This is a genomic window from Paenibacillus sp. FSL K6-1096, assembly GCF_037977055.1.
Lineage (GTDB): Bacteria > Bacillota > Bacilli > Paenibacillales > Paenibacillaceae > Paenibacillus_AQ.
This window is the reverse complement of sequence record NZ_CP150274.1, coordinates 608,321-624,483: the sequence shown is the minus strand read 5'-3', so window position 1 is coordinate 624,483 and position 16,163 is coordinate 608,321. Positions and strand designations below refer to the sequence as shown.

Sequence of the window (16,163 nt, the reverse complement as noted above, 5' to 3'; positions counted from 1 at the left end):
TTCGGGTAAGAAGAGGTATAATGTTCAGTGGCTTGTACAGATACTAGAGAAAATACAAGGAGTGACTTACAAAATGAGCAAGACTGTACCCGTAGGTGTGTCGGCCCGGCATATTCACCTTACGCAGGAGCACGTAGAAGCATTGTTTGGCCCTGGTTATCAATTGACCGAATTCAAACCTCTGTCTCAGCCAGGACAATTTGCAGCAAACGAGCAAGTTGCTGTCATTGGTACGAAAGGGAAGTTCGACAAAGTAAGAATTCTCGGACCAGCCCGTCCGGCTTCGCAGCTGGAAGTGTCCCGCACGGACGCATTCAGCCTCGGTGTGAAAGCACCTGTCCGTGAATCTGGCAATATTGAAGGAACACCAGGCATCACGATCAAAGGACCAGCCGGTGAAGTTGAACTGGAGACTGGTGTAATCGTGGCTGCGCGCCACATCCACTTCCATACCTCTGAAGCGGAAGCTTGGGGCATCTCTGATAAGCAGCTGTTGAAGGTCCGTCTGGGCGGCGAACGCGGTCTGGTGCTGGAGAACGTCATTGCGCGCGTTTCCGACAACTTCAAGCTGGATATGCACATCGATACTGACGAAGCGAATGCTGCCGGTGCGAGCACTGGCGATACTGCTGAAATCGTAGATTAGTTTTATACCGTAGGGAATGACCAGAGCAGGGGAGCGATCCTCTGCTTTTTTGCGTGCTTGCTGAACAAGAGCTAAAGGAGAGTTGGGGATGGAGTGAGCCTGATTCGGCAGGGCGGGAAACGCGAGGGCCGAATGTATGTGAAAAACCGAATAGCAATAGGCAGGGTGGAGGCGCGAAGGCTGAATGTATGTGGAAAACCGAACACATTGTGCAGTGTGGAGGCGTGTGGGCGGAATGTATGCGAAAAACCGAACACAATGGGCAGGGTGGAGGCGCGAGGGCCGAATGTATGCGAAAAACCGAATACAATGGGCAGGGAGGAAGCGCGAGGGCGGAATGTATGCGGAAAACCGAACACAATGGGCAGGGTGGAGGCGCGTGGGCGGAATGTATGCGGAAAACCGAACACAATGGGTGCTTCTGCGCTGAGGGATGGGGGCCCATCTCCCCAGTCAGTAACAGTTATAGAGAAATCCTGCACGAAATGCAGCAATACTGCCTAATAGAAACGATCTATACAGAAATCCTGCTCGAAATGCAACAAATCCAGCGCCAATTTACTCTAGACACCAGAATTCCTGCAAAAAATGCAACATTACACCGCGGCCAGCAATATTTATAGATAAATCCTGCAAATTGTGCAACAATGCGCACCATGCAAGCGGCCGGTGAGGCAGAAAAGGGAATTTATGTGCTGCTGAGAAAATCTAAATTCTCTTATCGGGCAATCTGTGTTATCATTATGTGTTATGACTTGTTGAATAAATCCATGGATTGAATATGAAGGAGAACCAATGACATTTAATGACTTGAACTTGATACCCCCGATTCTTAAGGCGCTGAGCCTGGAGAATTATACTTCCCCGACCCCGATCCAGGAAGAGTCGATTCCTGCGGCGCTTACCGGGCGGGATATTCTGGGCTGTGCACAGACAGGCACCGGCAAGACGGCGGCCTTCTCATTGCCGATTATTCAATTGCTTAGCCAGCAGCCGGGCAGATCCGGCAGCGCGAAGCGAATCCGTTCCCTGATTCTGACCCCGACCCGCGAGCTTGCGCTGCAAATACATGAGAATATCCAGGCCTACAGTAAGTTCACCCCAATCCGCTCAACAGCGATTGTCGGAGGGGTGTCACAGAAGGCCCAGGAGCGGGCGCTGGCCATAGGAGCCGACATCCTGATTGCTACGCCGGGCAGACTGATTGATCTGATCGGACAGCAGCGTGTGGACTTGCAGCATGTGCAGATTCTGGTGCTGGATGAAGCGGATCGGATGCTGGACATGGGCTTCATTCATGATGTGAAGCGGATTATTGCCAAGATGCCGGCCAAGAAGCAGACGTTGTTTTTCTCGGCCACTATGCCGCCGGAGATCTCGCAGCTGGTGAAGACGCTGCTGGTCAATCCGGTCAGAATCGAGATTACCCCTGTATCCTCCACCGTCGACAGAATTGAGCAGTCGGTCTATATGCTGGAGACAGGGAACAAGCAGAAGCAGCTGAACCGTCTGCTGCAGGACAAGTCGATTGTGTCGGCGCTGGTGTTCACCCGTACTAAGCGCGGGGCTGACCGTGTAGCCCGGGATTTGACCAGAAACAATATCACCGCCCAAGCCATCCATGGCAACAAATCGCAGAATGAACGCCAGAATGCGCTGAGGAACTTTAAGGGCGGGGCAACCAGAGTGCTGGTAGCTACAGACATCGCTGCCCGCGGGATTGATATTGACGAGCTGTCCCATGTGATCAACTTCAACCTGCCGAATATCCCGGAGACTTATGTACACCGGATCGGCCGGACCGGCCGTGCAGGCATGAGCGGTATAGCCATCTCGCTGTGCGAAGCCGAGGAGATTCCGTATCTGAAGGATATTCAGAAGGTCATCGGCAAGGAAATTCCGCAGATAAGGGACAATGCTTATCCGATGTCAGCGGCCGAGCTGGCCTTGCTTGCCGACCGTCCTGGCAGAGCACAGGGCAAAGCGCAGGCTAAGCCGGCGAATAAAGCCCAAGCAGCTCCAGCGAGAAAAGCCCAGGCATCCAATAAAGCTCAAACGGCGAATAAAAGCCAGGGTGCGCCAGTGAAGAAAGCTCAAAGCGCGCCGGCGAATAAAAACCAGGCGGCTCCGGCGAAGAAGCCCCAGGCTTCTCAGGCACGCAAGCCGAATCCGAACCCGAACCGTGACCGGTTCAACCGCAAGATGCCGAAGTAACGGGTAAGCTTCCAAGCTTACACCGATGAATGCTCACCATTAAAAACCCGCCGCTCCAGGTTATCAGCCGGAGCGGCGGGTTCTTTGTGGTGTTTATATTCTTGGCAGGCAGGAGATTACCCTGCCAGATAAGCGCCCAGTTCCTCGCGCAGCGCGGAACTAATCGAGGTCATCGGCAGCCGGAGGGTGTCCGAAGCGATCTCGCCGCGCGCGCTGAGCAGCCATTTGATCGGCGCCGGGTTGGATTCCTTGAACAGCAGCTTCATTAGCGGCACAAGCTGGTCAAATGCGGCCCGGGCTTCCTCCACCTGGCCGGCTCTGTATTGGTCATAGATGCTGAGGTAACGGGCGGTATGCACATTGGCGGAGGCTAACATGCCGCCGGCCGCTCCGCAGCCCAGCATATCGAAGAAATGCAGATCGTCGCCGCAGAGCACGGGCTTAGCGCCGGAGCGGGACAGCTCGGAGACGAGCAGCGGGGAGCCGGAGCAGTCTTTTAACCCGACTACATTATTCATCTCCAGAATCGTACGCGCGGTATCTACCGTCATGCCGACCCCGGCGCGGCCGGGAATGTCGTAAGCGATGATCGGAAGACCGACCTCCGCCGCCTTGCGGAAATGGGCGATAATGCCTTCCTGGGAAGGACGGCTGTAATAAGGGACAACGACAAGGGCGGCATCGGCCCCGGCATTCGCAGCCAGCTCGGTCCGGGCTACCGTAGAGTAAGTATCGTTCGTACCCGTGCCTACAACAAGCGGGATATCGCTGGACTTCAGCAGCTCGCGTGAAGCATCCACCAGCGTCTGTAATTCCTGTATATTGACTGTCGGCGATTCTCCAGTGGTTCCATTGACGACCAGACCATGAATTTTGTTCTTGATGATGGTGTTCACATAACGCTGATACGATTCCAGATCAATCTCGCCAGCAGCATGGAACGGGGTGACCACGGGAACATAGATTCCATAAATCTGTTCTTCTGTTAACATGAATATCGTCCTCCAAGATTGTATAATCCGTTTATTTTACTGTACCATGGATTATTGCATCGCCGTTAGCTATAATAAATGATGAAGGTTATCAATATTATTGATGTTAGGGTGAGACAGATGGACTTAACCTATATGCGGACATTCCGCGAGGTGGCGAAGCGGCAGAGCTTCACCCGCGCGGCGGAAGAGCTGGGCTATGCGCAGTCCAGTGTCACGATGCAAATACAGAAGATTGAGAAGGAGTACGGGGTGCCCCTGATGGAGCGGCATGGCCGCGCCTTGCGGCTGACTCCGCCGGGGGAGGAGCTGCTGAAGCTGTTCGTGGAAATCCTCGACCTGTATGACCGCTCCAAGGAGACGATTGCCCAGCAGATTGGCGGAACGCTGACGATCGGTACGATTGATTCCCTGGCTGCCTTTTACCTGCCGCCGTTCCTGCAGCAGCTGCGGACGATGTTCCCCGGACTCAATATTCATCTGCAGACGGAGCAGGAGGCCAACCTGATGGCCAAGATAAGGGACGGCGAGGTGGATATGGGCCTGCTGCTGGACCGCAGCACCACAGACAGCCAGCTGACGAGAACGGTCATCCGCGATGAGCCGCTTGTCCTGGTCGCGCCTGCCAGTCACCCGTTGGCACGGCTGGAGGAAGTGACGCTGCAGGATCTGAACAACTGTGAGCTGATTGTCTCCGAGGAGAGCTGCATTTACCGCAGCCTGTTCGAGAATCTGCTGCGCGAGCACGGGATTGTGTTCCGGATCGGCTTTGAGCTGTCCAATCTGGAGGCAATCAAGCGCTGTGTCCGCAACGGGCTGGGCATTGCGCTGTTGCCGCGAATTGTGGCTGAGGAGGAGATCGAGCGGGGGAATCTGTCGGAGCTGGCTTTTGCCCACCCGGAGATTCATTTCGATCTGCAATTGCTGCTGCATCCGAAGAAGTGGAAGTCGCTGCCGCTGCAGTCTCTGATTCAGCTGCTGCAGGAGGATGCCAAGGCGAAGGCAGCGGTGATATAAAGCGGTGCTATAAGAGGAAGGACAATGTCACTTGCGGAGGTCTTTTATGAAGATTATCGAATTACCCATCCAGTTTCTATATGAAGGACAGCCATATCTGATCTATCCGAGCCTGATTGTCTCCGGGGAAAAGCTGACGCTGGTCGATGCCGGGTATCCGGGGTTCATGCCTTTAATAGAGGAAGAGATACAGCGCCAGGGTTATGATCCGGCCAAGCTGAGCCACATCATTATCACTCATTACGACGACGATCATATCGGTGCGCTGCGTGACTTCCGGGAGAAGTATCCGGCGCTTACTATTATAGCAAGCGAAGCGGAAGCCCCGTTCATTTCGGGCGCTGCCGAAGCGGAACGGCTCGTTCAGGCTAAAGAGCTGCTGGCGCAGATGGCGGAGGAGGAGCGGGCTTTTGGCGAAAGGTTCGTCGGGGAGCTTCAAGCCTTGCAGCATGTTGCGGTAGACCGGACAGTGCGGGATGGCGAATGGATTCTGGACGCCAAGGTCCAGGTCCTTGCCACCCCGGGGCATACGTCAGGCCATATCTCGTTGTATTGTCCTGAGCTGGACAGTGTGATTACAGGCGATGCGGCGGTGAGTGAGCAGAACCGGCTGGTGGTGGCCAATCCGCAATACTGCCTCGACCTGGAGCGCGCAGAGCAATCTCTGGACCGCTTACAGGCGCTTAATGCGCATACCTATTACTGCTACCATGGCGGACAACACCGTGTCACACGGGAAAACACAGCTCACACAGATGCCTGCTAACCAGATCTTCTTTGTACCTTTCAATGACAGGCCGCTGCTGATCCAGCATATAACCGCTGTGTGACAGCGCCGGAAGGATCTCCGCCCATGCCTGCTGAACGGCTTCTGCCGTGTGGGCGATGGTTACAACTGCGTAGGTTCCGCCGGGCAGGACTCCATAGGTAACGGAGGTATCCGCAGGCGGATGCTCCGGCAGGCTGATGCAGGCATCGTACCGGCAATGCTCCGGCGGTGTAATTGCAGGATTGTCCTGGGGGATGCCCAAAATCACCGCCGGGCCTTGCATCAAGCCTTGCTCCCGGGCCCATTGCTTAAGCTGCTCCATCGCCAGCGCGTTCTCCGGCCCGTAAGGGCCTGTCCGCCTTACATACGCTATGCGTGTTTCGGGAATCGTTTCGAGCTGAATGTTCATCTTCTCATGTTCCTTTCAGCAAGCCAAAATGAAGTACATCCGAATGCTAACATGGACTAAAATAGATTGCATAACTTTTTTCGGCAGCCTATGTTGTGCAGCAAGATATTGACATCAAAAACTAGAATATGTTATATAAAAGGGAGTGTTAGCACTCGGGTGAGTGGAGTGCTAAACCGAGCTCCGACATCCGAAGGTTATTTCTGAAAGGAGATTTATTTATTCATGGCTAAAAAAGAGTTCAAAGCTGAATCCAAAAGACTGCTGGAAATGATGATTAACTCCATCTATACGCAGCGGGAGATTTTTCTGCGGGAACTGATTTCCAATGCAAGCGATGCCATCGACAAAATCTATTACAAGGCATTATCCGATGACAGTCTGGTATTTAATAAAGAGGATTACTACATTAAGGTTACTACCGATAAGGAAAGCCGCACTTTAACCATATCCGATACCGGAATCGGGATGACCCAGGAAGAGCTGGAGAACAATCTGGGGATTATCGCGAACAGCGGTTCGTTTGCTTTTAAGAAGGATAATGAAGCCAAGGACGGACACAACATCATCGGACAATTCGGGGTAGGCTTCTATTCCGCATTCATGGTGGCTGACGATGTGACGGTAATCAGTAAGGCGCTGGGCAGCTACCAGGCGTTCAAATGGGAATCCCAGGGTGCGGACGGCTACACGATTGAGCCTTGGGAGAAGGAAGAGGTCGGCACAGAGATCACGCTGAAGATCAAAGCAAACACCGAAGAAGATAACTACGACGAATTCCTGGAAGAGTACCGCCTGAAATCGATCATCAAGAAATATTCGGACTTCATCCGCTTCCCGATCAAGATGGACATTACCAGCAAACAGCCTAAGGAAGATGCAGAGAATGAGTTCATCGATGTCACCGAGGAGCAGACCATCAACAGCATGGTGCCGATCTGGCGCAAGAACAAGAAAGAGCTGACCGAAGAAGACTACAACAACTTCTATGCCGAGAAGCGCTACGGCTTCGATAAGCCGCTGAAGCATGTTCATATTAGTGCAGACGGCGCGGTGGTCTACAACGCTATTCTGTTCATTCCTGAGAATACGCCGTTTGATTATTACACCAAGGAATATGAGAAGGGCCTGGAGCTCTATTCCAACGGTGTGCTGATTATGAACAAATGTGCGGATCTGCTGCCGGACTACTTCAGCTTCGTCAAAGGGATGGTCGATTCGGAGGATCTGTCGCTGAACATCTCCCGTGAGCTGCTGCAGCATGACCGCCAGCTGACGCTGATTGCCAAGAACATCAAGAGCAAGATCAAGAGCCAGCTCCTGTCGATGCTGAAGGACGAGCGCGAGTCGTATGAGAAGTTCTATAAGTCTTTTGGCAGACAGCTCAAGTTCGGGGTCTACAACGACTACGGCATGGAGAAGGAGACGCTTCAGGACCTGCTGATGTTCCACTCCTCCAAGGAGAACAAGCTGGTGACGCTGGCTGAATATGTGGAGAGAATGCCGGAAGACCAGAAGTATATCTACTATGCCTCCGGCGAATCGGTGGAGCGCATTGAGAAGCTGCCGCAGACCGAGCTGGTTGCCGATAAGGGCTACGAGATGCTCTACTTCACCGATGATATCGACGAATTCGCGATCAAGATGATCATGTCCTACAAGGAGAAGGAATTCAGAAATGTCTCCAGCGGTGATCTGGGTATTGAAGAGAGCGCCGAGGATAAGCCGTCTGAAGAGGAAGAGAATGAGAACAAGGACCTGTTCGAAGCAATGCAGGGCATTCTGTCCGGCAAAGTGAAGGCAGTCAAAGCCTCCAAGCGGCTGAAGTCCCATCCGGTCTGCCTGTCCACTGAAGGCGAGCTGACGATCGAGATGGAGAAAATCCTCAAGGCCATGCCGAACGGCGGCCAGGATGTGCAGGCGGATAAGGTGCTGGAAATCAACATTCACCATGATGTCTTCAAATCGCTGAAGGCTGCGGCAGAAGGCGACAAGGAGAAGCTGGGCCTCTACACCAATCTCTTGTACAACCAGGCGCTGCTAATTGAAGGCCTCCAGGTTAACGACCCAGTGCAGTTCACGAACGATATTTGCAAAATCATGGTCTAAAACCGGCGCATTTCCGGCCTCGGACCACAAAGGTTAATAACCCCCGCTACCAGTGCTGACTGGTGGCGGGGGTGTTTGCGTCTGCCCCGGGATGCAGCCGCCGGGTGCCTGCGGATGATTGCCGCCGGGATTGGACATCCTCCTGAATGCGGGGTCCGGGACCTAGCGGGCCGCTGCTTCAGAGCGACTTGAAGGTCTCGATGAACTTGACCGCGAGCGACGACAAATATTTGTCCTTCACCCAGACAGCGGCCACGCGGGTGCGCAGGGTCTCGCAAAGGATCTCTTTATAGATCAGGTTACTGTGATTGGCCAGCTCAAACGCAGACTTGGGCACAATACCGATTCCGAGTCCCGCATTGGCCCAGAGCAGGGTGGTCCGCGCGTCATCGTTCATACAGAAGATCTGCGGCTCGAAGCCATGCGTAAGGCAGGTCTCGCGGATCAGCTGCTCGAAGCGGCGGTAGATAATCAGCGGTTTATCATGCAGCTCGCAGAGCTGGGTAGCACTCTGGCCACGGGCCCAATCATAATCGGCAGTCATGACCGCGATCATCGGCTCGGAATGGAAATACAGGCATTCCAGATTGCTGGTATTGAACGGGGTACGGATAATGCCTACTTCGACAATCCCTTTGTTCAGCAGGTCGATAATCATAAACGTGTTGCCTTCATGAATCTCAAAAGTAACCCCGGAATAGTTCTTATGGAATTCTACCAGCGGGTCATGAAGCAGCGTAGCGCCAGAGGAGGAGACCGTGCCGATAGCCAGGCTCCCCTTCAGTCCCCGGGCATAATCATTGATCTCTCTGGCGGTTGATTCGGTCAGCTCAAGGATCTGCTGGGCACGGCCCCGCAGAATCATTCCGGCCTCTGTAAGCTGAATGCTGCGCGGGCCGCGTTCCACCAGCTTGACGCCCAGCTCCTCCTCCAGCAGCTTGAGCTGCTGGCTGAGCGGGGGCTGGGCCATCTGCAGCTTCCTGGCTGCGGATGTAATCTGGCCTTCCTCGGCAATGGCCAGGAAGTATTTCAATTGACGGATATCCATGGGTGTCTTGATCCTCCGGTCCGGTTGAATTGTGCTATACGTTATCCATATGGATTGGATACGAAACCAATATTATTAATATGTAAAGAGGTATGACATAATCATAACGGGTCTTAAATGATTTGCAAGAGGGATTACATACTATGCTAAGTTAGGTGTGGATAATTGTGTACAAGATTGCCGGATTCCTGAAACCATACAGAAAAGAAGTGATTATCGGGCCGATCTTCAAGCTGCTGGAAGCAATTCTTGAGCTGCTGCTGCCGACGATTGTGGCGCTGATCATCAATAACGGGGTGGCCAAACAAGACAGCGCCTATGTCTACCGGATGGGCTCCCTGATGGTGCTGATGGCTATTCTCGGCTTCGGCTGCTCTATGATCTGCCAATATTATGCGGCGCGGGCCTCGCAGGGCTTCGGGACCACGCTGCGCAACAAAATGTTCAAGCATATTTCTTCGCTCTCTTATGCCGAGCTAGATATTATCGGCACGCCGTCTTTAATTAATCGGATTACGAACGATGTCAACCAGCTTCAGCTGGCCGTCGCCATGCTGATCCGGCTGGTGATCCGCGCGCCGTTCATCTGTATCGGCGCGATTCTGATGGCGATGATTCTGGATCTGCGGCTGTCGCTGATTCTGATTACCGCTACGCCAGTTATCGGCGTTATTCTCTATTTCATTATTACGCGCAGCTCCCCGATGTACCGTAAATACCAGGCGAAGCTGGATGCCCTGGCCCTGGTGCTCAGTGAGAACCTGTCGGGTATCCGGGTGATCCGGGCCTTCGCCGAGAGCCGCCGGGAGAAGCAGCGGTTCGATGAGGCATCCGAGGATCTGACCCAGACCGCCATCCGGGTCGGCCGGATCTCCGCCTGGCTCAGCCCGTTGACCATGCTGGTCGTGAATGCGGCCATCATCGCCATTCTGTGGGTGGGCGGTATTCACATTGATGGCGGAAGCTTGTCTCAAGGGGAGATTATCGCCTTCATAAACTATGTGACCCAGATTCTGCTCGCCTTGATCGTAGTCTCGAATCTGGTCATTCTGTTCACCAAAGCATCATCGTCAGCGAACCGGATTAATGAGGTGCTCGCCATGGCCGCCTCCGTGCCTGAAGCTGCACCGGATGCGCCAGCAGCCCGGCCGGATGTCAGCGCGCCGGTCATCTCCTTCCGCAATGTCTCCTTCGGTTATAACAAGACCGGCGAGCTGGCCCTGGAGAATATCAATGTGGATATCCGCCGCGGGCAGACGGTTGGCCTGATCGGCAGTACCGGATCAGGGAAAAGCACCTTCGTGAACCTGATTCCGCGCTTCTACGATGCCGTGGAAGGGGAGGTCAGGGTAGAGGGCGTGAATGTGCGCGATTACCGGCTGGAGGAGCTTCGCACCCGGATCGGCATCGTGCCGCAGAAGGCGGTGCTGTTCACCGGAACAATTGCCGACAACATCCGTTGGGGTAAGGCAACGGCTACCCGGGAGGAGATTATGTCTGCCGCAGCGGTCGCCCAGGCGGAGGAATTCATCAGCAGGCTGCCGGAGGGACTCGATACTCCCGTTGCCCGCGGGGGGCATAACCTCTCCGGGGGCCAGAAGCAGCGGCTGACCATTGCCCGCGCTGTGGTAGGACGTCCTTCGATCCTGATTCTGGATGATTCCTCCAGCGCGCTGGATTTCGCTACAGACGCCGCTCTGCGCCGTGCGCTGAACGAGACCAGCAAGGAGATGACGGTACTGCTGGTATCGCAGCGGGTGAGTACGGTCAGACAGGCGGATCAGATCATCGTCTTCGAGGAAGGGCGGATTGCCGGCATCGGCAGCCATGAGGAGCTGCTGGCAGGCTGCGGGGTCTATCAGGAAATCTGCGAGTCGCAGCTCTCAAGCGAGGAGGCTATGCAATGAATACTACGACGACCTGGAAACGTCTGTTTACCTATACGCGCAAGTACCGCAAAATAACCTACGGCGCTATTTTCTGCGCTATTCTAAGCGTCATCGCCAGCCTGATCGGCCCGCTGCTGATCGGCCGGGCGATCGACTATATGATCGGGCCGGATCAGGTGGACTTCCCGGAAATTCTCCGGCTGCTGCTGATCCTGGGGGCTGTCTATCTGACCGGAAGCTTCTTCACCTGGCTGCTGACCTATTACACCAATAAGCTGGCTTACCGGACGGTGTATGATCTGCGCCGCGATCTGTTCGGCAAGCTGGATGTGCTGCCGCTGAAGTTCCATGATAATCATCCGCAGGGCGACAGCATCAGCCGGTTCGTGAATGACATGGATGCCGTCTCGGACGGGCTGCTGCAGGGCTTCTCCACGCTGCTGACCGGCGTGGTGACCATAGCCGGAGCCATCGGGCTCATGCTCTATATCAGTCCGGTGATGACGCTGGTGGTTCTGCTGTCAGCTCCGGCGGCCTTTTTTGTCGCCCGGTTCATTACGATGCGTTCCCAGCAGCTGTTCCGCGAGCAGGCCAAAATTCTCGGCGGGCTGAACGGCTATGTGGAGGAAATCGTCGGCGGCCAGAAGGTGGTGCAGGCCTATCATTATGAGGACCGTTCCTTCGCCAAATTCGCTGAAAGGAACAACGAGCTGTACCAGACTGGAGTCAAGTCACAGTTCTACGGCTCGTTGTCGAACCCGGCCACCCGGCTGGTCAACAATATTACCTTCTCGGTGATTGCGATGGTCGGCAGTGCGCTGGTCATCAAGGCCATGTTCTCGGTAGGAGACCTGTCCAGCTTCCTGATCTATTCGAGTCTGTTCGCGAAGCCCTTTAACGAAATCACCGGTGTCATCACGCAGCTCCAGTCTGCGACGGCATCGGCGCAGCGTATCTTTCACATTCTGGATCTGCCGCAGGAGGCCCCGGATCAGCCCGGTGCTTATGAGATGAAGAGCAGCCAGGGCACGATTACCTTCGACCATGTGAGCTTCGCCTATACCCCTGAACGCCCGCTGATCAAAGACTTTAGTCTGGAGGTGAAGCCGGGCACTCGCGTGGCGATTGTCGGCCAGACCGGTGCAGGCAAAACGACGCTCGTCAACCTCCTGATGCGCTTCTACGAGGTGGACGGCGGTACGATCTCCATCGACGGCCGGGACATCACCACGATCACCCGCGACAGTCTGCGGCGCAATTTCGGAATGGTCCTTCAGGAGACATGGCTGTACGGTGCATCGATCCGCGACAATATTGCCTACGGCAAACGGGACGCCACCGATGCTGAGGTCATTGCTGCCGCCAAGGCTGCGAATGCGCACAGCTTCATTAAGCGGCTGCCGGGCGGGTATGACACGGTCATCAGCCGGTCAGGCGATAACCTCTCCCAAGGCCAGAAGCAGCTGCTGACCATTGCCCGCGTCATGCTAGTTGATCCGCCGATGCTGATCCTTGATGAAGCGACGAGCAGCATTGATACGCTGACCGAGGCACGGATTCAGAAGGCTTTTCTGGCGATGATCTCCGGCCGGACCAGCTTCGTGATTGCCCACCGCCTGTCGACGATCCGCGAGGCGGATATGATTCTGTTCATGAAGGATGGAGATGTGGTGGAGAGCGGAACCCATGACGAGCTGCTGGGACGCGGAGGCTATTATGCCCGCTTGTACAACAGCCAGTTCGCTGCGGTATAAAATATACGGTCTAACACAAAAAAGCTGCGGCTCAAGCTTCCTCTGGAAGCTGGGGCCGCAGCTTTTTTATTGCTTGTCCGGATGCAGCCGGCTTCTCATCACTCCCGGTGTCACACCATAAGCCTTGCGGAAGACACGGATGAAGTAATTGGTCTCCATGCCGAGATTCAGGGCGATGTCCTGCACCGGACGCTCCGGGTCCTCCGTCAGCATCTGCATCGCCCGCTGCAGCCGCAGGTTCTGCAGATACTTATGCGGCGTCACGCCGTATTCCTGCAGGAACAGCCGCTGGAAATGCTGGACGGAGTAGCCGACCGCAGCGGCAAGATTGGTGATCAGCAGCGGCTCGGTGAAATGCTCGTTGATCAGGCTGACCGCCTTGTTCAGCGCATCGTTGCGGACATTCTCGCTCTCCAGCCGGGTCACTGGCCCTGCGGATACTTCGCTGCGGTGCAGCATCAACAGCAGCCGGTAGAGCATCACGGACAGCTCCTGCATCGGCTGCTCCTCCTGGCGGCTGGTAGCGCTGCCGTTCACCTTATGCCAGATGCTGCCCAGCAGCTCCCAGCATTCGCTGAACCGTTCAGGCTGGAACGGGACTGGGGGCAGCAGGCCGAGTCCCTCCAGCACAGCACCGGCCTGGCTTCCGTGGAACCCGATAAAGCCCACATGCCATGGCTCATGGGATAACGGATAATAATCATGCCCCCGGTCGGGCGGAAAAGCATACGCCATACCCGGCTGGAGCACCGTTTCTATGCCGCTCTCCAGATCCCGGAACCGGCCGGTGCCGCTGCGGATCAGGAAAATCTGGTGCACCGGGAATCCCGCAGGACGCACATGGTGATACTGGATATGGCGGCCGACCGAATAAGGGTACAGCGGGAACGCGCTCAGGTCGCGCGGCATTTCAATCAGGGAGAAGGGGAGCAAGTGAACACCTCATCTTCATTTTGTGCTATGGAGTCGCTATGATTATCCTACCAGCGCTCACTGATTATCCTTTATTATTAACAGTATAAACGGTTTCACCCCCAAGGGACAACGCTGAAGAAGAGTTCAGATCAGTGAAAAGTCTCATTCTAACCTTACACACACAAGAGAGGATGAAATATAATGAGCAGCAAAGTTCCGGCAATCAGCAGCAAGGTTCCATTTATGCTACACGGTGCCGACTACAACCCTGAGCAATGGCTGAAATACCCTGAGGTATTGAAAGAAGATATCCGCATGATGAAGCTGGCGGGCTGCAACGTAATGTCTGTGGGGATTTTCTCCTGGGTATCGCTGGAGCGCGAAGAAGGCGTCTTCAATTTCGATTGGATGGACCAATTGCTGGATTCGTTCCAGGAGAACGGAATCTATGCCTTCCTGGCAACTCCGAGCGGGGCGCGTCCGGCCTGGATGTCCGAGAAATATCCTGAGGTACTGCGCGTGGAACGCAACCGGGTGCGCAATCTGCACGGCGTCCGCCATAACCATTGCTTCACCTCTCCGGTCTACCGGGAAAAGACCGCTCTGATCAATTCCAAGCTCGCTGAGCGTTATGCGCATCATCCGGCGGTTATCGGCTGGCATATCAGCAATGAATTCGGCGGCGAATGCCACTGTGATTACTGCCAGAATGCCTTCAGAGACTGGCTCAAGGCGAAGTACAACGGCAACCTGGATGAGCTGAACCATGCCTGGTGGACAACCTTCTGGAGCCACACGTATACCTCCTGGGAGCAGATCGAATCCCCGGCTCCGCACGGAGAGACACAGGTTCACGGCCTCAACCTGGACTGGCGCCGCTTCGTGAGCGATCAGACCATCAACTTCTGCCAGCATGAGATTGATTCGGTGCGCCGCTTCAATCCTGAGCTGCCGGTCACAACCAATATGCATATGATCGATGGCGTGGACTACCGCAAGATGGCGAAGATTCTTGACGTGGTCTCCTGGGATGCGTATCCGGACTGGGGATACACAGAGGACGATGACGATGCCCGTCTGGCGGCGTGGACTGCAATGCACCATGATATGTACCGCAGCTTCAAGAATAAGCCGTTCCTGCTCATGGAGAGTACGCCTTCCCTGACTAACTGGCAGTCGGTCAGCAAGCTGAAGCGTCCGGGCATGCACAAGCTGTCCTCACTCCAGGCCGTGGCGCATGGCTCGGATTCCGTACAATACTTCCAGTGGCGCAAAAGCCGCGGCTCCAGCGAGAAGTTCCACGGCGCGGTCATCGACCACAGCGGCCATGCGGAGACACGCGTCTTCCGCGATGTGGCTGAGGTAGGCCGCACACTTGCTGGGCTGACCGATGTTGTAGGCACGACTACACCGGCAGAGACGGCGATCCTGTTCGACTGGGACAACCGCTGGGCGGTGAAGGATGCCCAGGGCATCCGCAATTCCGGGCTGAAATATGAAGAGACCGTGCTGCAGCATTACCGGGGACTATGGGAGCTGGGAATTCCGGCTGATCTCGTAGGCTCTGGGGATGACCTGTCCGGCTACAAGCTGGTGATTGCTCCGATGCTGTACCTGATCAGCGAGGAGAACGGCAAGCGGATCGAGAAGTACGTGGAGCAGGGCGGCACGCTGCTGGCGACCTATTGGTCGGGCGTGGTCGGCGAGACGGATCTGTGCCATCTGGGCGGCTTCCCCGGACCGCTGCGCAGAACGCTGGGCATCTGGGCCGAGGAGACTGAAGGGCTGCACAGCCGCGATCTGAACGGCCTGGTTATGGACCCGGGCAACAGCCTGAAGCTGAGCGGTGAATACGATGCGCATGAGATCGCCGAGCTGATCCATCTGGAAGGCGCCGAGGCGCTGGGCCATTACCGCAGCGACTTCTACGCCGGACGTCCGGCACTCACTGTGAACAAGCTGGGAGCCGGTAAAGCGTATCATCTGGCCACCCGCGTCAAGGACCTGCAATTCTATGTGGACCTGTATGCTGCCATTGCCGGCAAGGAGCGGATCAGCCGCACGCTGAACAGCGAGCTTCCAACAGGCGTGACTGCCCAGCTGCGTACTGACGGCGAGCATGATTATGTATTCGTGCAGAACTTCAGCGGCGAGGAGCAGGTAGTGACACTGGACGGCCGGGAGTACACCGATGTGGAATCCGGCGCAGCCGCACCAAACGAGCTGAAGCTGGCCGTGAACGGGCTGGCGATTCTGAAGCGCGGGGCAGCGAAGGTTTAGATATTTGAAAAGTGCATAATTCAAACAACGCAGCGATTCTCCTGTTGATGGAGGGTCGCTGCGCTGCGTTTACCGGGATGTAATCGGCCTGGTGCTCTCCCGCCCCGCAGCCGACCCGCGA

The 16,163-nt window shown here is 55.4% G+C and carries 12 protein-coding genes; 8 read left to right on the top strand and 4 right to left on the bottom strand.

Going from position 1 to position 16,163, the window contains the following annotated elements; translation table 11 throughout:
- The first annotated feature begins 73 nt into the window (after nt 1–73).
- Nucleotides 74–646, top strand: a complete 573-nt coding sequence (locus MHI24_RS02755) for a phosphate propanoyltransferase (protein WP_340024040.1) — start codon at nt 74–76, stop codon at nt 644–646.
- 795 nt (nt 647–1,441) lie between these two features.
- Complete coding sequence (locus tag MHI24_RS02750; protein WP_340024039.1) at nt 1,442–2,860, top strand: DEAD/DEAH box helicase; 1,419 nt, start codon at nt 1,442–1,444, stop codon at nt 2,858–2,860.
- Nucleotides 2,861–2,976: 116 nt separating this feature from the next.
- Here the strand turns inward: MHI24_RS02750 and dapA are convergent, their stop codons facing one another.
- Nucleotides 2,977–3,852, bottom strand: coding sequence for a 4-hydroxy-tetrahydrodipicolinate synthase (gene dapA, locus MHI24_RS02745; RefSeq protein WP_340024037.1), 876 nt, complete (start codon nt 3,850–3,852; stop codon nt 2,977–2,979).
- A 120-nt stretch (nt 3,853–3,972) separates the two neighbouring features.
- On the opposite strand from dapA, the gene MHI24_RS02740 reads away from it, so the two are divergent.
- Both MHI24_RS02740 and MHI24_RS02735 read left to right on the top strand, forming a co-directional pair.
- The gene (locus MHI24_RS02740) at nt 3,973–4,869 is read left to right on the top strand and encodes a LysR family transcriptional regulator (protein ID WP_340024036.1); all 897 of its coding nucleotides are present in this window, start codon (nt 3,973–3,975) and stop codon (nt 4,867–4,869) included.
- Nucleotides 4,870–4,915: 46 nt separating this feature from the next.
- Nucleotides 4,916–5,635 (top strand): MBL fold metallo-hydrolase, encoded by a 720-nt coding sequence (locus MHI24_RS02735; RefSeq protein WP_340024035.1) that lies wholly within the window; start codon nt 4,916–4,918, stop codon nt 5,633–5,635.
- Here MHI24_RS02735 and MHI24_RS02730 read toward each other — a convergent pair.
- A complete protein-coding gene (locus MHI24_RS02730) occupies nt 5,598–6,047 on the bottom strand; it encodes a GyrI-like domain-containing protein (protein ID WP_340024034.1) in 450 nt (149 codons plus the stop codon). The two genes, MHI24_RS02735 and MHI24_RS02730, sit on opposite strands and share 38 nt — an antisense overlap.
- Nucleotides 6,048–6,272: 225 nt before the next feature.
- Between MHI24_RS02730 and htpG the strand changes: the two genes are divergently transcribed.
- A complete protein-coding gene (gene htpG, locus MHI24_RS02725; protein WP_340024033.1) occupies nt 6,273–8,156 on the top strand; it encodes a molecular chaperone HtpG in 1,884 nt (627 codons plus the stop codon).
- A gap of 178 nt (nt 8,157–8,334) precedes the next feature.
- Here the strand turns inward: htpG and MHI24_RS02720 are convergent, their stop codons facing one another.
- On the bottom strand, nt 8,335–9,204 hold the full coding sequence (locus tag MHI24_RS02720) for a LysR family transcriptional regulator (RefSeq protein WP_340024032.1): 870 nt from the start codon (nt 9,202–9,204) through the stop codon (nt 8,335–8,337).
- Nucleotides 9,205–9,371: 167 nt separating this feature from the next.
- On the opposite strand from MHI24_RS02720, the gene MHI24_RS02715 reads away from it, so the two are divergent.
- Both MHI24_RS02715 and MHI24_RS02710 read left to right on the top strand, forming a co-directional pair.
- The gene (locus MHI24_RS02715) at nt 9,372–11,111 is read left to right on the top strand and encodes an ABC transporter ATP-binding protein (protein WP_340024031.1); all 1,740 of its coding nucleotides are present in this window, start codon (nt 9,372–9,374) and stop codon (nt 11,109–11,111) included.
- The gene (locus MHI24_RS02710; RefSeq protein ID WP_340024030.1) at nt 11,108–12,847 is read left to right on the top strand and encodes an ABC transporter ATP-binding protein; all 1,740 of its coding nucleotides are present in this window, start codon (nt 11,108–11,110) and stop codon (nt 12,845–12,847) included. The genes MHI24_RS02715 and MHI24_RS02710 overlap by 4 nt, the downstream gene beginning before the upstream one ends.
- Before the next feature lie 66 nt (nt 12,848–12,913).
- Here MHI24_RS02710 and MHI24_RS02705 read toward each other — a convergent pair whose 3' ends face one another.
- Nucleotides 12,914–13,780, bottom strand: coding sequence for an AraC family transcriptional regulator (locus MHI24_RS02705; RefSeq protein ID WP_340024029.1), 867 nt, complete (start codon nt 13,778–13,780; stop codon nt 12,914–12,916).
- Between the two features lie 183 nt (nt 13,781–13,963).
- Here MHI24_RS02705 and MHI24_RS02700 point away from each other — a divergent pair, with 183 nt between their 5' ends.
- Complete coding sequence (locus MHI24_RS02700) at nt 13,964–16,042, top strand: beta-galactosidase (protein WP_340024028.1); 2,079 nt, start codon at nt 13,964–13,966, stop codon at nt 16,040–16,042.
- The last annotated feature ends 121 nt before the right edge of the window (nt 16,043–16,163 follow it).

What these genes read in the sequence shown, in the direction of transcription:
- dapA (WP_340024037.1), bottom strand. Translation starts at nt 3,852, where the DNA reads ATGTTAACAGAAGAACAGATTTATGGAATCTATGTTCCCGTGGTCACC.
- MHI24_RS02740 (WP_340024036.1), top strand. Translation starts at nt 3,973, where the DNA reads ATGGACTTAACCTATATGCGGACATTCCGCGAGGTGGCGAAGCGGCAG.
- MHI24_RS02720 (WP_340024032.1), bottom strand. Translation starts at nt 9,204, where the DNA reads ATGGATATCCGTCAATTGAAATACTTCCTGGCCATTGCCGAGGAAGGC.
- MHI24_RS02700 (WP_340024028.1), top strand. Translation starts at nt 13,964, where the DNA reads ATGAGCAGCAAAGTTCCGGCAATCAGCAGCAAGGTTCCATTTATGCTA.
- MHI24_RS02730 (WP_340024034.1), bottom strand. Translation starts at nt 6,047, where the DNA reads ATGAACATTCAGCTCGAAACGATTCCCGAAACACGCATAGCGTATGTA.
- MHI24_RS02755 (WP_340024040.1), top strand. Translation starts at nt 74, where the DNA reads ATGAGCAAGACTGTACCCGTAGGTGTGTCGGCCCGGCATATTCACCTT.
- MHI24_RS02750 (WP_340024039.1), top strand. Translation starts at nt 1,442, where the DNA reads ATGACATTTAATGACTTGAACTTGATACCCCCGATTCTTAAGGCGCTG.
- htpG (WP_340024033.1), top strand. Translation starts at nt 6,273, where the DNA reads ATGGCTAAAAAAGAGTTCAAAGCTGAATCCAAAAGACTGCTGGAAATG.
- MHI24_RS02735 (WP_340024035.1), top strand. Translation starts at nt 4,916, where the DNA reads ATGAAGATTATCGAATTACCCATCCAGTTTCTATATGAAGGACAGCCA.
- MHI24_RS02710 (WP_340024030.1), top strand. Translation starts at nt 11,108, where the DNA reads ATGAATACTACGACGACCTGGAAACGTCTGTTTACCTATACGCGCAAG.